We start from the raw sequence: 19,197 nt of genomic DNA on the forward strand, positions 1-19,197 counted from the left end.
TAAGAAAAAACGACAGTCTCTTTGAGATATAATGTAAGTTGTTTTGACCCGATTCTCAATGATTAAGTTATACCAAAGATGATATCATTTAAGGTCTTGGATTGTTAATTTCTTCTGAAAATGTTGTAGTGACGACTCATTAAACGTTGGCCATATTTTTCCATCGCAGATTCATATTCTTCCGGTTTCGTCGGTTTTTTGAAAACCGAACGCCCGTGGAAATAGCCTGAGAGCAGAGCAGAGCTACTCCATGCTTTTTCTACGGCATTCGTCTGTGTGTTGTTTGAGTGAGAGTTAGGTTCTGGAATATCTACAGGAGCGTAAGTCTCTTGCAGAGCTTCGGTTGTATAGGCATCTGTAGGCTCAAATGTATTTGGGAACTCGGTTCGTTCCGAGATTGTGTTAATGACAGTTGTGACTCCCTCAAAAATGTCTAATGGAACATTTTCTGAAGAAGAAGCAACGGTTGACTTCATGGTCTCATTTTGCGTTGTACTGTCAGCTTCTGCTGAATTTTGATTACCAGTTGAGGAGGGCTGATTGGGTTGATCTTCCGTAACATCTGTCGCTTTTCCACCCCGAATGTCTACGTCCATCAGAAGACGGATACGTTCTTCACCGGCCTCTTTTAAGTAGATTTGGTACCGTCCATCAGGCAGTGAATTGAATAATTTTGGCAGATTATCAAGATCTGTTTCTTGAAGGGGGACATCTTCAATCAGATTGCCATTCGGCGCCAAAATTCTTAAGAAAACAAGACGCTCGGCATTTTTATTGGCTTCCTGAAGTGCGCCTTCAATCGTCAATGTGTCCTGGATAATAAATAAACTTTGCTGATTGGAAGTTGAATCTAGAATCACTTCAGCTTGCGGAAATAGCAGTTGAGGAACCTGAGGGGTCGTGTCGATGGCGATGTTTGCCAGTCCTTCCCCAGGTGTTTCCAGAAGACCTGCTTCACTGGTAAAGTCGAGGCTTCCATTACCATCTGTAAACGTAAACTGCATGTCTCCCTGCATGGTCACCAAAATGGGGATATCGGCGGCTGGGTTTTGAACATTGGGATTTAATGTGTAAGTATGATTAAATACAAACGAACCTGGGTCAGAAAAATTGAAGGTTTCGACTGTGCCATCACCCCAGTCAATGGTGATGAAAAAGTTTTGTTCTGTGAAACGACCAAAGTCTCCTGTTACAGTTGCATCTCCTGTTGCCAGTATTTGAGGAGTTCCCAGGTTTGTTAACACAGGAGGGACTCCTGCAATGGCGCCTGTTTCCGAATTCAGAGTGGTGTTATTATCAATGATCACACCACTCGTACCATGACCAGAAAAGACTCCGGTTCCCGCAACACTATGATCCGAAGCAGCTCCTGTATCATTGATGGCTAAAAATCCGTCATCGGCATTCACATTAATATTGCCATTACCGCCAAATGCTCGCACAGAGGCGTTTAAAGTTAAGTCTCCGGGGCCCGTTGATTCCAAGCCAATATTCCCACCGGAGCTATTTATAACTGGAGCATTCACAGTGAGTGGGCTTGCGTTTGAAATGAAAATGTCACCAGGTGTATTCGCCGAATTTGTGACACCTGCCAATCCATCAACTGTGCTGATAGTTAATAAGGCGCCACCCAGGTCATTGTGGATTTGAATATGGCCTGTATCAGTATTCAAAGCGGCAAGAGTCGAAACGGCTGTTTCCAGTGGATCTGCTGAGCCAGCGCCGGTAGCGGTTCGGAGGACGACTTCCTCTGCAATGATGTCTCTGCCACCCGTGTCACCTGCATCCACAACGCCTCCTGCCGTACTGGTAAGGCGAGTCAAGGTTGTGGTAATCAATTGACCGATTGCGATATCATCGCCTGCCTGCAGGTCAACAGTCCCGGTTCCCGCATTGAAGATGGTGCCATCGGACATGGAAATGCCACCTCCCCCGGCTCCCAGTGACGCCGAATCTGCGAGTAATGTGATAGTTCCATTGGAGGAGTTGATATCTCCTTCGCTACCGAAGGTCAGGCTGTTTTGCGCGGTCAGGTCGATGGTGCCACCAGCCGTACGGAATCCATCATTGATCTCGATGGAAGAGTTCACACCCGTCGCAATGACTTGAACTGTGCCTGCTCCATCCGTTGAAACGACATCTGTCAACACGCCCGGATTCTCAAAGAGAATCGAACCATCGTTTTCGATTGTTATATCAGAACCAGTAGTGGTAATTTCCTCGAATGTCGTGTCTTGTCCACCCGTTTGCAGATAGTCAATTGTTCCATTGCCGGTGGTTAAACGCGAGACGCCAACGGGACCTGTTGAGAGAGAGGATGTGTTGGATACATCAATATTCTCTGTTGTTGTATTGATGGAAAGCGTTCTACCTGAAAGTTCAATCCGTTCGTTATTCCCGATGCCATTGATTGCCTGTAATGTAATGGAGCCGGAATCGGCATTCAGATCGATTTCAGGTGCAGCTTGATCATTGACGGCATCATTGATTTCTCCCGCGGAAATGACCGAAATCATACCATCCAGACCGGTGACACTGCCCAGCAGGATATTTCCAAAACCAATGGTGGAAATATTGATTTCTGGTGTCGTTCCACCGGCAGTGATTGAAGTTAAAGTCAGAATGTCCGTCTGAGCATCACCCTCATTCGAGATAGTAATGTTTCCATCGAGGGTAGAAGCAAAATCAATCGTCAGTGATTCATTCCCGATTTGTTCCAGCTCAATATTTCCAGTACCTGTTGAAATACTGGAAGCGGTAGCAGAATTTGTCGCCGTGTTGTGAAGCAGGATGTCACCGTTGGTTGTATCAGCCGAGAAAGTATCCACGCTGAGTTCCAGTGTGTCGCCTACGCCAATTCCCGTGATTGCGTTCAGGTCCAGATTGACGGCATGGATATTTAAGGGATCTGGTAAGCCGTCGTTTTGGTCGATAATTGTACCCTGCGTATCAAGCAGCACGTCACCTGTCGTCGTTTCAATCAAACCGGAAAGCAGAATGTTTCCACCGGCAACAACGCTGATGTTACCAGCGGTAGTCTGCAGGATGTCATGTATGATGACGGCATCTGTTTCAATAAGCCGAATTTCACCCGACGTCTGGTTGGTAATATTGACTTGATCGATTTGTGTTTCAATTTCCCCATTGATGTCTGCTAATTTACCGGCACCCAAAGCGGCGATGATCGTAACGCGAGCCCCCACTTCGTTCGCGACCAGGTCTTCTCCCGTACTGTCACCAGCGTCAATCAGGCTTCCGTCTGTCTCAAGATGAATCGCAAGGTCCGTTGCATTGGTTGTTACTATATGACCAATCGTAATGTCATCAGTGGCAGTGAGATTGACGATTCCATCACCGGCGTTGATGAACGAACCATCTGCCATCGTGATGCCACCGAATAAGCCACCAGCACCACTATCTGCATCAGCGGTCAACAGCACACTGCCTGATGTACTCGTCAGATTTGTGACACCATTGAAGATGATGTTATTGGCAGTCGAAATCGTCACACCGCCTGTGCCACTTTGAATGTTCTGATTGAGGACCAAATCGGCGTCTGTGTTTGTGGTTTCCAGGTTCAGAGTACCTGCCCCGAGTACCTGAATCAGATTTGTAACTGTGATGCCGCCTGCTGACGTCAGTGAGATATTTGTGTCAGCGCCACCTGTGAGGGCAGTCGCATCGGAGTCCAGGTCAATGAGCTCCAGGGCAGGGGAGTCGTTGATGATAATGAAATCACTGCCTGTGGCCGTGCCATCAAATTGTTGAGCGGTAATTTCGACCGTTTCTGCCGAACTGGAGTGAAACAAAATAGCATTGACCGCATTGATGTCAATATTTCCACCACCAGCATCGATAATATCAGGAGCGTCCAAACGTAGATTCGAGGTCTGTAATCCGGTTGGTACTGTGATGGAAGTGTCAGACACAAAGCCGATATGATCCTGTGTATTGCTGATGCCTGTTGTTAAAGAAGCGTCCAAGGCGCCGCCGGTTGCTCTGATAAAAGTCGTTCCGGCAGTGCCTGTGCCAGCATCCAGATTGATTAATTCAGGTGTTGTACCTGTATTGTGAATGGCAATAATATTGCCACTGGTCAAATCGAGATGATCTACTGAGGTTTGCAGCGGATCAAAATCCGTTTCTGTAAAGATACTTGTGATTCCACCAATATTGCGACCGGCAACCGCTGTCAATTGATCGCCTGATGTAATGTTGAGGTCAGAACTGTCAGAGTCAAGAATGTCACGGTCTGAATTGAGTGTGATGTCTGCCGTATTCTGAGCAGTCAATGTTGTGATGATGATATCACTTGTTGCTCCCGTTGCAGTGAGCATGATACCGTTGTTCGTATCGGAAGCGGAATTGTTTTCAGAGACTACGTTTAATACTTGGATCGTGCCTCCCGCATTGACGGTGATGGGGCCATCGGCTGTTGTAAGCTGCGTTAAGATAATGTCATCAACTTCATCAATGCGGATGCCACCGGCATTAGTATTAACAGCAGCGGTGACACTATTCACAGACGTGTCGACGTCAATCCCATCTTGTGTACCGCCAGCACTGGTGGAGGTCATCATCAAATTATCGGCTGTAATCCGGTTTGTATCGGCACCGTTGGTGTCGAGAATGCCGTCATCGGCTGTCAGGGTAACATCTGCATTACCAATGGCGGTAATTGTTGTCACCAGGATATCACTGTTGGTACCTGTGGCTGTGAGTGAGATATCGTGACTGTCACTGCCCGAATTATTATTGGAAACCACAGATGTAGCGGTAATTGTGTCTGTCGCATTGACTACGATTTCTCCATCGAAAGTCGAAACGTCCAGCAGTTCGACTGCAATGCTGTTGTCGATAAAGAGACCACCAATGTCCGACACTGTTGCAGAGAGTATACCGATTGACGTTTCCAGTGGATTGCCATCACCAATACCAGTGACTGCGTTCAACACGGCCGTGGATGCGATGATATCTGTGTGGGTGTCACCGTTATCAATGATGGCTGCTGACAATGATTCCGCGTTCACCGTACCGGTAGTCAGCAGACCTCCCAAAAGAATGTTGCCATCTGTGGTGAGGTTAATGTCTCCCGAGCCGGCATCGATCAGAGTACCATTGGCCATGGAAATGGGGTTGCCATTATTACCAGCGGCATTGTCGGCCGTGACAGTCACAGTACCGGATGTCGAATCAATCAGCGCCACACTGCCTAGGATCACATCGTCTTCAGAAGTAAAGGTAACCGTTCCCGAATTACTGTTCACAGCTGCGTTAAATTCAATACCGCTGCCTGTTCCCGTTGATTCACCCAGTAAATGAAGGTTCCCCGTACCAGTAATGGAAATGCTGGAACTGTTTGAGATTTCAATTCCATCATCACCATTCGATGTTCCGTCGATGGTAATATTGCCATTGGTGGAATTGACCTGGCCCGCAACCGTTTGGATTAATACACCTTCCGAGGCAGTTCCTCCACCAGTTGAACTACCTGTAATTGCGATGTCCCCATCCAAAGATTGCACATTACTGGTAAGCGTCACACCAGCATTATCAGAGGTCGTGGTACCATTAATGGTAATGGTCGCTGCGTTAGCACCCGTACCGGTGGAAACAACTGCTGCCTGATCGGCTAGCAGAAACCCATCGCCATTGCTGCTGTTGGCAACAATCTGAATATTTCCGTCGACACTGGTTATGTTGGTCGATGCCCCTTCAATGAACACGCCTCTGTTGTTGTCAATTCCTGTACCGCCCGTCCCGTTGATAGTAATCGTTCCGGCTAAGGCACCTGTATCGGTTGACGTTACAGACGTTCCTGAATGTAGATGAACGCCATAATGGTCACTTGTCAGAGCACCAACTCCACCAAATCCGGTGAGTAAAATATTTCCCTCGCCGGTCGTTTGAATTGTGGCATTTTCTGCTTCTATACCACTGAAATCACCGGCAGTGACTCCCCCATCATTGGCCAGTAATGTGATCCCGCCGTTGACAGTTCTCAGGTTACTACCACTGTTGAGTTTAATGTTGCGTGTGGAGGTGAGTAACAATGCCCCGGTTCCAAACGTGGCTATGGTAGTTGCGACGTCAACTGTAAGTGTATCTGTGGCGTTCAATTCAACGGAGCCTGTGGTGGATTGAACATTTTCGGTAATGTCGAGTGTGCCCATGACATTGACCAGAATATCTGAATCGGCGTCTAACCCAACCTGTGCCGAAATGTTACCGATAGTCAAGTTGCCCATGTTATCCAGGAAAAGGCCGCCTGTACCAGCATCTGCTTCCAGAAACGAAATAGCCGTGTCAATCGCATCTGCTAATTGACCAATGCCCGTATTGGAGTTCAGGACCAGTTGATTGGCGGTAACATTTTTGGCGGTCGTGCCATCATTGTCTGTGATATTCCCATTGGTTGAAGTGATATCAACGCGACCACCTGTGGTAGTAATCACAGAGACAGCGATATTATCGTAGGCCGAGAGCTGAACCAGGCCTCCCTGAGATTCCACGGTACTACCGGAATCCATAGTAATACTACCCGCATTAGAGCCATCATTGTCGGCCGTCAAGGTGATCGAGCCACTCGCCTGACTGACAATTCTTGCGTTCGAGCTGAGAGTGATATCATTATCTGCCAGAACAGAGATGTTTCCGTCCACGCTGGACAGTTCTGATGCGATAAGAATATCGGCTGTTGCTCCCTGAGCACCCAGCAAAATGGTACCAGAACCATTAACGGTGATCCCACCATTGGTAATCGAAATATTACCGGCAGAAACATTGACGTCAACACTACCACCACCTGTTCCAGCTGTGGTAGTAAAGCTGCTATTTAGCGCTGTGAAACCGGTGCTGGCATCAATGTCAATGATGCCACCATTCCCCGTCAGAACTGTGCCGTTTGAGAAATCGACCATTCCCGCATTGGAAGTGACTGCAATAGAGCCTCCTGAAAATGTGCCGACGGTTGTATCGATACCTGCACCAGTAGAGGTGATATCACCTTGTGCCTGGATTGTGACACCACCTCCCTCACCAGTATTCACTCCATCGTCTTCGAGAGTGACCATGCCGGTGGCATTGATTGAGATGTCACCAAGAGAATTGACACCAGTATCTCTGGTCGTGACGTTTCCGTTGTTGGCATCTATTGTGATCGAGGTGGCGGAAGTGTTGGTCGTTGTCAATGAGCGTGTGACGACGTTGGCACCATCAATATCAATCATTCCCGAACCAGCATCCAGGTTTGAGCCGACCTGCATGGTAAAGTCACCAGTCCCTGATGTGTCTGAATCAGCAGTTGCTGTAACATTGCCATCAGTTGTGAAAGAATCGTTCAGAATGATATCGCCGGTCGAACTGATATCGACGGAAATCCCGATTCCCCCAGTCACCGAGGAATTAAATGTGATGTCACCGGTGGTCGTCGAAGTAAAGTTCGTAGACATTCCCAGTAAGACGTCATCATGATAGGTTTGCGCGCCAGTTGTGATAATACTGCCGCCGTTGATATTCGTCGTTCCGTTCACGTTGGTCGTGAGGCTGGTTAACGCGGCACTGTTCCCGACTGTGTCATTGAAGGTGGTGTTACCGTCGGTATTGATGTCGAGTGTAAAGGTCCCATTCAGCGTCGAATTGAATATGATGTTTCCGGTTGCGGTGCTGGTGAGGACCGTGTTGGCTCCTAGCAGAACCGCATCATTGAAAGTTTGATTGCCGGTTGTGTTGACACTGCCCCCGTTGAAATTGGTCGTTCCGTTCACGTTGGTCGTGAGGCTGGTTAACGCGGCACTGTTCCCGACCGTGTCATTGAAGGTGGTGTTACCGTCGGTATTGACGTCGAGTGTGAAGGCCCCATTCAGCGTCGAATTGAATGTAATGTCTCCAGTGGCGGTACTGGTGAGCACGGTGTTGGCTCCCAGGACAACCGCATCATTAAAGATTTGATTGCCGGTCGAATTGATACTCCCACCATTGATATTCGTCGTTCCATTGGCATCAGTCGTGAGGCTGGTTAACGCGGCACTGTTGCCAACCGTGTCGTTGAAGGTGGTGTTACCGTCGGTATTGATGTCGAGAGTGAAGGCGCCATTCAGCGTTGAATTGAATGTAATGTCTCCAGTTGCGGTACTGGTGAGAATCGTATTGGCACCCAGCAGAACCGCATCATTAAAGACTTGGTTGCCGGTTGTGTTGACACTGCCCCCGTTGATATTCGTCGTTCCATTGGCATCAGTCGTGAGGCTGGTTAACGCGGCACTGTTGCCGACTATGTCGTTGAAGGTCGTGTTGCCGTCGGTATTGACGTCGAGAGTGAACGCCCCATTCAGCGTCGAGTTGAATGTGATATCGCCGGTTGCGGTACTGGTGAGGACCGTGTTGGCTCCCAGCACAACCGCATCATTAAAGATTTGATTGCCGGTCGTATTCACGCTGCCGCCGTTGATGTTGGTGGTGCCATTGGCGTTGGTGATGAGATTGGTTAATGCAGCATTGTTTCCGACCGTGTCGTTGAAGGTGGTGTTCCCATCGGTATTGATGCCGAGTGTGAATGCTCCATTCAGTGTGGACTCGAATATAATGTTTCCCGTTGACGTACTGGTCAGAATCGTGTTGGCTCCCAGGACAACGGCATCATTAAAGATTTGATTGTCGGTCGTATTCACACTCCCGCCATTGATATTCGTCGTTCCGTTCACGTTGGTCGTAAGACTGGTTAACGCAGCACTGTTGCCAACGGTGTCGTTGAAGGTGGTGTTACCATCCGTATTGATATCGAGTGAAAAGGCCCCATTCAGCGTCGAATTGAATATGATGTCTCCGGTTGCGGTGCTGGTGAGAATCGTGTTGGCGCCTAAGACAACCGCATCATTAAAGATTTGATTGTCGGTCGTATTCACACTCCCACCATTGATATTCGTCGTTCCGTTCACGTTGGTCGTAAGACTGGTTAACGCAGCACTGTTGCCAACGGTGTCGTTGAAGGTGGTGTTACCATCCGTATTGATATCGAGTGAAAAGGCCCCATTCAGCGTCGAATTGAACATGATGTCTCCGGCCGCGGTACTGGTCAGAATTGTGTTGGCACCCAGGACAACGGCATCGTTAAAGACCTGGTTGCCAGTCGTATTGACACTGCCGCCATTGATGTTTGTCGTTCCGTTCACGTTGGTCGTGAGGCTGGCTAACTCAGCATTGTTCCCGACCGTGTCGTTGAAGGTGGTGTTGCCATCCGTGTTGATGCCGAGTGTGAAGGCGCCATTGAGTGTGGACTCGAATGTAATGTCTCCCGTGGCGGTACTGGTGAGAACGGTGTTGGCTCCCAGCAGAACCGCATCGTTAAAGATTTGATTGCCGGTCGTGTTCACGCTACCGCCGTTGATGTTGGTGGTGCCGTTGGCGTTGGTGGTGAGATTGGTTAATGCAGCATTGTTTCCGACCGTGTCGTTGAAGGTGGTGTTCCCATCGGTATTGATGTCGAGTGTGAAGGCACCATTCAGTGTCGAATTGAAAGTGATATCTCCGGCCACGGAACTGGTCAGAATCGTGTTGGCTCCCAGGACAACCGCATCATTAAAGATTTGATTGCCTGTCGTATTGATACTCCCGCCATTGATATTGGTCGTTCCGTTCACGTCAGTCGTGAGACTGGTTAACGCGGCACTGTTCCCAACCGTATCGTTGAACGTGGTGTTGCCGTCGGTATTGATTTCGAGTGTGAAAGCACCATTCAGTGTCGAATTGAAAGTGATATCTCCGGCCACGGTACTGGTCAGAATCGTGTTGGCTCCCAGGACAACCGCATCGTGAAACGTCTGGTTGCCGGTGGTATTGATGCTGCCACCATTGATATTCGTCGTGCCATTGGCATCAGTGGTGAGACTGGTAAGTGCATTGCTATTTCCAACGGTGTCATTGAACGTGGTGTTACCGTTGGTATTGACGTCGAGTGTGAAGGCGCCGTTGAGTGTGGACTCGAATATAATATTTCCCGTTGCCGTACTGGTGAGAACAGTACCGGCTCCCAGCAGAACCGCATCATTGAAAGTTTGATTGCCAGTCGTATTAATACTGCCACCATTGATGTTAGTGGTTCCGTTGGCATCGGTGGTGAGACTGGTTAACGCGGCATTGTTCCCAACCGTGTCGTTGAACGTGGTGTTGCCATCCGTGTTGATGTCGAGTGTGAACGCCCCATTCAGAGTGGAATTGAATGTGATATCTTCGGTTGCGGTGCTGATGAGAATCGTGTTGGCACCCAGAACAACGGCATCGTTAAAGGTCTGGTTACCGGTAGTGTTGACGCTGCCTCCGTTGATGTTTGTGGTACCACCAACATTGGTGGTCAAACTGGTCAGGCCAGTGTTACTTCCAATGGCTCCATTGAAAATTGTATTACCTGTCGTGTCGATATTTAAATCGATACTTCCGTCGACGGTTGAACTGAATTCAATAGTGCTTCCACCGGTACTGGTGAGCGTGGAATGAGTGACGAAATTGACGGCGTTGTTGTAAAGCTGAGAACCCGTTGTCGTGACAGTCCCGCCATTGAAGGTTGTGCTGGTGACACCTGAAGAGCTGATGTCGGTTGAGGCTGCGTTGATGTCTGCCAGAATGTCAACGCTTTCTGCAGTGACGAATAAATCCCCCGTGCCCAGATCGACTGCTGTCTGGAAAGTAACCGGGTCATCACTTCCGGCGAAAATCGTCAGGCTGGCATCAAAGAGACTGTCGAGACTGTCAACCTGAACGGTATCGACTCCGACTGGTGTGCCCACGCTGTCAGTTCTAACAGTGAGGGAGTTAGTCGGATTCAAAAAGAGAACTGATTCACTGAGTGTGGAATCAATGAAAGAGTAATTATCCCCGGCAACACCGTCATCAGAGAGCGAAATCGTTTCAGTGGCATCGGTGAAGTCGAAATCACGGTCTGCAACAAGCAGGTGGTCAATAATCGGCTCAAGTCCCGTGAAGGTGATCGTTGTGGAACCATCGCTCATACTGGCATCAGTGATTGTGATGATTCCATCTTCTCCCTCGGCTGGTACAGCATCCGGTGTGAAGACATATGAAACGGAGTCGGCTTCAACAGGCGTATTGTGATTGATGACAAGTGTATCACCATCTAATCCGACCGTTCCCAGAGCATTACCATTATTATTCTGAGATCCTCCATTGAAGAGTATCCCACCTGTTGGATTAGCAAACTGATTATCGGGTTGATTGATAATCATGACATCGTCACCGCCCAGTCCGTTAAAGGTGATGGATGTAATGTCAATCAGTATGACCGGATCTAAAACGGTTTCGTTGAGACCTCCCGCATCTCGCGTTAACACGAATGTGGCTGTGTTTTCACTTGTGAATGTCAGCTCCAGCAGATCATCTTCATCTGTACCGAAAATGACGATATCGCCAGAGCCAAAGACTCCGGGAAAGAGGGTCGGTGGATTTTGAAACGCGCCAATGTGAGGTGTTGTCGTGTTCGTGTCACTGGCAAATTCTGAAGAGGTGTAGGCAGCTGAAGAGCCAAAGCCGATTGTGAATTGCTCTTCAAGGGAATCAGGGTCAGTTGGTAAAAATTGTGGATTACTTTCGTAAGCAAATAGAGGGTCACCAAAAACATTAGTGTTATCTAACGTCACATTGGAATCGAGGTCGTTGTCGTTAAATGCATTGAAAGTGACGTTGGAGTTGAGAGGCGCGATGACTCCAAAGCCTTCAATCGGTGGTAAAGGTGGTTCGGCCTGAATATAAAGGTCAATGTTGGTTCCGCTGTTTCCGGAAACAATCGTCGTGCCGGGGGCATCGTCCAGGTTCCAGTGAGCGACCAGACGTGAATCTCCCGCGAGGTCTGCGACGCCGTTTAATCTGATTGCATCCCGGTCTGTTTGGTCTAAAACGTCATTGAACCAGCCGATGTCATCCATGAGTCCTTCAAAGAAACGTCCACCGTCACCCGGATCACGACCGACATTCATTAGACCGTTGATCGTGTCGGTGAAATGTGTGCTGTCGAATCCAGCCAGATTTTCATCAAAAGAGGAGAGATACGGCTCTTCAGAACCATTCAAGTAAATATGCATCTCGCCGGTGTCGGCATCCCACGTGTATTGGACGTTGGTCCAGACACCTTGAACGCCTGACTGACCACCTTGCTGAATTGTGAAGTCGGCACCGTCTTGTGTTCGGCCGAAGAACTGACCGCCACCGTTAGAGCGATACTGAAACTCCAAGCCGCCATTATCGGGACCTTCAAAGAACTGGTTGCGGCGTCCAGTATCGTCCATATTGACCCAGAAGTTTAATGTGCCTTGTCTGCCAACATCAAAACTGGCATCCTGGAACGTGGCAAAATCGTCGATTCCGTCGAATTGTAACGCGCCACCAAACTGACCTGCAGCAGTCTGGAATTCAGGTCCAAAAGGAACGATGCCATTGGTGGCAATCAGCATCTGAATGCCGTTTTTGTTATCGAGGGCGATCTCCCCTGATGCCTGATCAAAATCCCAATGAGCGACGAGTCTCGCATCCGCAGCGAGAGCAGCAACACCATTATTTCTGATGTTGTCGCGATCAGTTTGATCCAGGGCTTCGTCAAACCAGCCGACATCATCCATTAGTCCATCGAAGTATCTGTCACCGCTGGCATCGCGGCCGACAGTAATTAATTCATTCACCGTATTAACGGTTGCGACCCACTGAGTGAGATCTGAATCGAAAGTTGTATTGAGGTACCCGACTTCTACACCATCAATGTAGATGTGCATTTCAGGATTCACACCGCCATTGAAGTCCCACGTGTATTGGAGATTCTGCCAGACACCTTCTGTACCACCAGCGCTACCGTCTTGAATGACAAAATTACTGCCACCATTGCCAGCACGGCCGGGGCTACCAAAGAACTGCCCACCACTGTTGGTACGAAACTGGAATTCAAAGCCAGCACTATTTAAGCCTTCAAAGAACTGATTGCGGCGCCCCTGGTCATCCATATTCACCCAGAAACTGAGTGTTCCCGATTCCCCAACATCGAAGGCAGCGTCCTGGAACAGTCCAAAGTCATCAACGCCATCAAATTCCAATGCACCGCCGAAGACACCACCGGTGGGATTCCATAAAGGCTCGGTAGTGGGTTGTGGTCCCAAATATGTGAATCCGTTGAAAATGTTATCCGTAATATTGACCGTTCCCACGGGGACGGAGAGGGAAGGATCAAAGAAAATTCCACCCGGTTGTGCGAAAATGCCGTTGGCGTTTGTCGTCGCGGAGTCCTGCCAGTCAAAGGTGTTATGGATAATGTCAATTCCGTCAGCGGTCATACCACCATTGGTGATGGTGACAGTATAGTTTTGATCGCCCGCTTCCTGGAAAGCACCAGCTTCGAGGCCGTTGCCGAAGTAATTAAATGAGATCACACCACTGAAAGCAAAGTTATTAGGATTACCAAACGTTCCCTGAGGCCCAATAGCAATCGGTCCCCAACGGAAATGGTCTGCCCGAAATTCATTGCGCGTGATCAGGAAGTTCTCGCCGCTGCCACCGCTTCCATCACGAATCGCCGCACGTCCGAATTTTCCTTCGAAAATGGAATCGGAGACTTCCAGATTATCAGCGCCTACAAATACGACGGCGCTTCGGTAGTTGTCCCCAAATAACAGGCTGTTGAGTGTGGTATTATCGGCCGTTGTGAGAACGACATAACCTTGGTAGTCAGTCGCTGACGTATGCGTTTCCCAACCAAGCTGAGCCCCTGAGATCGTGACATTATCTGCTGTGATGTTGACGGCAACGTCAAAATTATTTGTAGGGTCACCCGCTTTTCGAATTTCAACGACATCACTGCCTGCGCCCAAAATCGAGACCGATTCGTCAATATCGAGTGTGTCAGCTGTTATATAAACGCCCGAAGCAACATTAATGGTTCCACCATTGCCTGCTACATCGACGGCGTCTTGCATGTCGGCGCCTCCGGTCGATCCCAATACATTGACAGTTGTAGCATCGCCGGAAACGTTCGTGGAAACGAGGTCGCCATCCAGATTGACTTCGTTTGCGTTAAAGGCAATTCCGGCTGCTGTGAGTGCGATACCATTGGCCACATTAATCGTTTCAACGTTGAATTCAATATGATTGCCGGTATCGAGTGACACGCTGGCATTCGCATTGAGCGTGTCCGCGCCATCATTGCCGTTGATGATGAGTGACGCCGTGAAACTAGCGGTTAACGAGTTGATGTCAATAATGTCATCGCCATCACCAGTGTTGATTGTCAGTGAATTCGTGGGGTCAGAAAAGGTCAGCATTTCTCCGGCCGTGGAAGTCACAGTAGTTTGACTACCGCCTGCATCGGAAATGGTAATCGTTTCAGTGACATCACTGTAATTCAGTGTGACGTTCGCAGCATTAATGGTTGATGTGATTGGCTCCAGGCCAGTGTAAGTAATGAAGTCCGTCAATGCGCCATCAATGCGGATACTGCCAGATGTGATATCGGCGAAGAAGTATTCCACCGAGGTCGCCGTTCCCAGCAAATTCAGGACATCTCCCGGATTTGTAGAGGTTTGGCCTTCACCATCGTAGTCAACGGTAATGCCTTGTGCTGCCAGGGCACTATCTACAGTCAGACTGTCATCTCCGTCGCCGGCATTGACTGTGATGCTGTTCGTTTGAGTTAAAGAACTGGTGCCAATCAGTATTCCACCAAGGCGGTATTCAATGTCTGTTCCGACGACCAGGATTTCAATTGTATCGTTGTTTGTTGTTCCATCAATTTGAACGTCTACGATTCCCGAAATCGCGAAGTCTTCAATCTCAATATAAGTAATTGTGGGAAACGTGCCAGATACGGAACCAGAACCATCACTATTGGAGGTAACCAGAGCAGTACCAGCAGCAGAAGTATCTACATTGAGTTGATCGCCGAGCGGATTGCTGGTGGGATCGCCGCCGACAATGTTAAACGCTTCGGTGTCAGGGATGACATTGAAACTGTCGGAATCACTACCCCCTATGAGATTGATAAAGTTACTGAATTCGAGTGTGTTGGTGCTTTGATAGGAGTTGGTTCCGTTGATCGTCCAGTTGGCAGCACTGTCGATTCCAGTCAGAGAGTTGGTGCCGGTGCTGCCGGTGATTTGATCGATATTCTGGAACGTGGTGGATGTTGCCGATTCGTTGCCATCAAAACCATCTGTACTTCCCAGACTCGTTAAGATAACTGAAAGATCTGTTGTTTCGTTCGACAGGTCGATGTGATCTATGCCAGCTCCACCATTGATGGTTCCATCAATTTGGCCTCCCGCCCGCATCACGAAAGTATCTGAATCGTCATTGCCGGTTAAATTTTCCACACTCATAAATGTGACTGAGTCAGACAACAGGCTACCGGTGTTGACTCCATCAATATCCCAGTCATTCACCTGCTTTGAAGCCACTAGTGTGTCGGATCCGATACTACCATCAAAACTGATTCCCCCTACAGGAATGATGTGACCTCCGCTTGCATCGAGTCGAACCGTATTGTCGAGTCCATTTCCGATAATGACTACACTGGAAACGTTGGTGAAATTGTGTGAAGGGACGATTTCGTTGAGTGTACCCGTTTCCAGAACACGCAGTTGACTGCCATCCCTTACAAGAGTGATATCGTTAACAGACCAGTCAGCAGAATCAACGACCAGAGTTTCAACGAGGTCGTTCAGATTGATCGTAATCGTGGCAGGGGTAGTTAGACCGGCGTTGTCGTCGACCAGGATGTCGAGAGTGAACGTGGGATTGGTCTCGAAATCGAGTAAGCTCTGGTCGGCAACGACGATCTGTCCATCTGAGGTAATGTCAAATGCCGCAGCACCCGTGCCTCCGGTTTCACTAAACGTCAATGTGTCTCCCGGGAGATCATCGTCAGTGGCAACGATGACAGCTCCCACATTCGTCCCGTTGATGGCATTTTCATCGACACTGCGTATCTGATTGGCGACAACGGGAGCATTATCGTTCAATGGATTAAGGTCGATCGTAATTGTAGCAGGGGTTGTTAAACCAGCGTTGTCGTCAACGAGTATATCAAGAGTGAACGTAGGATTGGTTTCGAAATCGAGTAAGCTCTGGTCGGCAACGACGATCTGTCCATCTGAGGTAATGTCAAATGCCGCAGCACCCGTACCTCCGGTTTCGCTAAACGTCAATGTGTCTCCCGGGAGATCATCGTCCGTGGCAACGATGACAGCTCCCACGTTGGTGCCATTGATGGCATTTTCATCGACACTGCGTATCTGATTGGCGACAACAGGAGCATTATCGTTCAATGGATTAAGGTCGATCGTAATTGTAGCAGGGGTTGTTAAACCGGCATTGTCGTCGACCAGGATGTCGAGAGTGAACGTGGGATTGGTCTCGAAATCGAGCAGGCTCTGGTCGGCAACGATGATCTGTCCATCTGAGGTGATGTCAAATGCCGTAGCACCCGTGCCTCCGGTTTCACTAAACGTCAATGTGTCTCCCGGGAGATCATCGTCCGTGGCAACGATGACAGCTCCCACGTTGGTGCCGTTGATCGCGTTTTCATCGACACTGCGTATCTGATTAGCAACTACAGGAGCATTATCATTCAGTGGGTTGAGATCGATCGTAATCGTTGCGGTATCGGTTGCTCCAGCACTGTCGGTGACCAGGATTTCAAGATCAAAGGAGGTCGTGGTTTCGAAGTCGAGTTGACTCTCGTCAGCAACAGTGATTTCACCGGACGTACTGACGTTAAATGCTGTCTGGCCTGTACCTCCAGTAACGCTGAATTCCAGACTGTCGGGAGGTACATCCGGATCAGTGGAAACGATGGTTCCCAAAGATGTTGAGTTGCTCGTGTTTTCATCAATGTCAAACAATTGATTGTTGACAACAGGCGGAGTATTCACGGTCAGGGCAACATCATTGCCATCACCTCCTTGATAGGTGATGTAAACCTGGTTTCCATTGAAGGAAAGCAGAGTTCCTTCCGCCAGCCCAGCAAAGGTTCCTGTGATGGCATCAGCGCCGTCATTCTCAATCAACAGGAATTCATTCCCCGCTGCTGCGGTAAACGCACTGATGAGGTTAAGTGTTGCTCCTGTGAGATCGACGGTGCCGGTCACCTGAATTTGATCATAGTCTGTTCCTGCCGTTGTGCCATCGATTTCAATGTCTAAAGTGGATCCAGCACTGAGTGTTAAATCTCCAGTACTGATGATTCCGGGGCTGGAACCGGGAGTCAATACACCACCGTTGTTGACGGTGACGGGCGCGTCTACCGTGCCATTTCCTCCCAGCACTGCACCCGTTGAAACAATGACTTCCGAAGTAGTTAACGATCCTTCGATTCTGAGTAAACCACCTTGTACGCTTGTGGAACCTGTAGCAGAACTTGTTCCAGAGAGAACGACGGTACCCATACTATTTTTGATGAGATTCGTTCCATTCAATTGTGCCTGGACTGTTCCAGACCGAAGATCCAGATCGGATTGGGCAGACAGGATGCCGCTGGTGGCGATGATGGTTCCTTCTTCCAGCACAAAACCATCAACAGTTTCGTCGAACGCGCCCAAGTCTAGAGTTGCTCCACCTGAAAGCGTCAGCGTTACTGTATCAGCCAGCAGGTCACTACCAGTCAATTGGTAGGTATCACCTGACTGTCCCGATATGATCAATTCATTGGGAGCAAAGGTGGTATCAAACGAATTCAAGGTTACGACGGAGCTACCACCGGCTGTATTGATTGTGAGCGAATCTGTGGGCGAAGCAAAGGTGGTGAATTCGAAAGCCGCACTCAGGCTGCGGATTTGCATTTCACCCGAAACTAATGAATTTTCCAGAACGGCATCCAGTGTGGCATTGGGTAGATTGATTACAATATCGTTTGCGGTGCTGGTTCCACCAAATACCGGTTCTAAGCTAGAATAAGTGATTTCCGTGATTCCATTCCCACTGAAATCAACCGATCCTGCGCCTGGTCCTGTCAGATTATGGGTGATTGTATCGAATACACCATTAGAAAATTCGAGCGCATCGTTTCCGCCTGTTCCACCATCAAAAGAGATGGTGATATCAGTTAAACCTGATGAGCTATAATCAAGAGTTAGAAAATCAGTTTCTAAATCAGTTCCAAAGACATTGATCGAACTCAAAGAGCCTGCAGGAGTGGAAAAGAGCAGGGGATTAGCAAGATCAGGATCAAGAATTTCCAGGTTGGGACCATTGATCTGAATAACAAACGCGTCATCGGCATTTAATACGTTCGGCAGAATGACATTGAGCTGGTCAACCGAGAGGTCAAACTGTCCCAAATAGGTTACCGTGGAGGCTGAGTTGAACTGTGGGGATTCACCAGGACCGACAAGAAGTTCGATACCGATATTCACATCACCAGTAAAACTGGTAGTGTCAACTGTTCCAGAGAGAACCAAATCTTCCTGACCAAGGAAATTGACGATTTGTGATGAATCTGTTCCAGTCACGAGGATTGAAGAAATCTGACTCGCATCAAATTGCAAAATACTGTCAGGGAGTCCAAGTCCATCGTCAACTTGAATCGTTGCCCCACTGTCGACTACCGAAACCGTCGCTTCATCATTGGCTGTATCCAGATTCAATTCGAGTACGTCGCCAGTGACACCTGCACTCACACTGAGCACGATTCGATCTTCCAGGCGAATCAATTCCAAGTTCGCATTGCTGTCTTCTCGAAAGCTATCAAATCGTAAATTGGGTGTTACCTCGGTCTTGCTGAGGTATCGGTTTAGCCACTTTAATAATCCCACTCTGAGACTCTCCTTCGAGTTCTTTGAAAGCTTTATCTTTTGACAGCACAAAACTTGTAACTACTTTTTGTAGCAAAGCTTTGGAGGAGATTGAGAAAAGGAGAAATCTAAGTTCAAGCTGGCCTGAAGGTCTTCTGCGCTGGCTGATCGTTACCCAGAAGTGTACTAAAGGATATGCTTAAGGTTTTGATATCTTTCTCGCCCCCCATTATCTTTACTCACTAAAAGGTATGTCAATCATTATTAACGCAGCTTAACCATCTACAAAAAATGTAAAGCTCATGGTTACACAAACGTCACACTCGGTCTAATCAATTAGATTGATATTCTTTATCACGAACTCCTATTTCTTAACTGGTATACGCTCTATTAACGATAAATTGAGAGCTTTGACCATTGTCTA

Annotated in this window: 1 protein-coding gene; it reads right to left on the reverse strand. The window is 48.4% G+C overall.

Annotation, left to right across the window (positions count from 1 at the left end; translation table 11 throughout):
- Window positions 1–104: 104 nt before the first annotated feature.
- Entirely contained in the window at window positions 105–18,794 is an 18,690-nt protein-coding gene (locus tag V202x_RS21305; RefSeq protein ID WP_145178864.1) for a cadherin domain-containing protein, read from the reverse strand.
- Window positions 18,795–19,197 lie beyond the last annotated feature (403 nt).

The organism is Gimesia aquarii (assembly GCF_007748175.1).
Classification (GTDB): domain Bacteria; phylum Planctomycetota; class Planctomycetia; order Planctomycetales; family Planctomycetaceae; genus Gimesia; species Gimesia aquarii_A.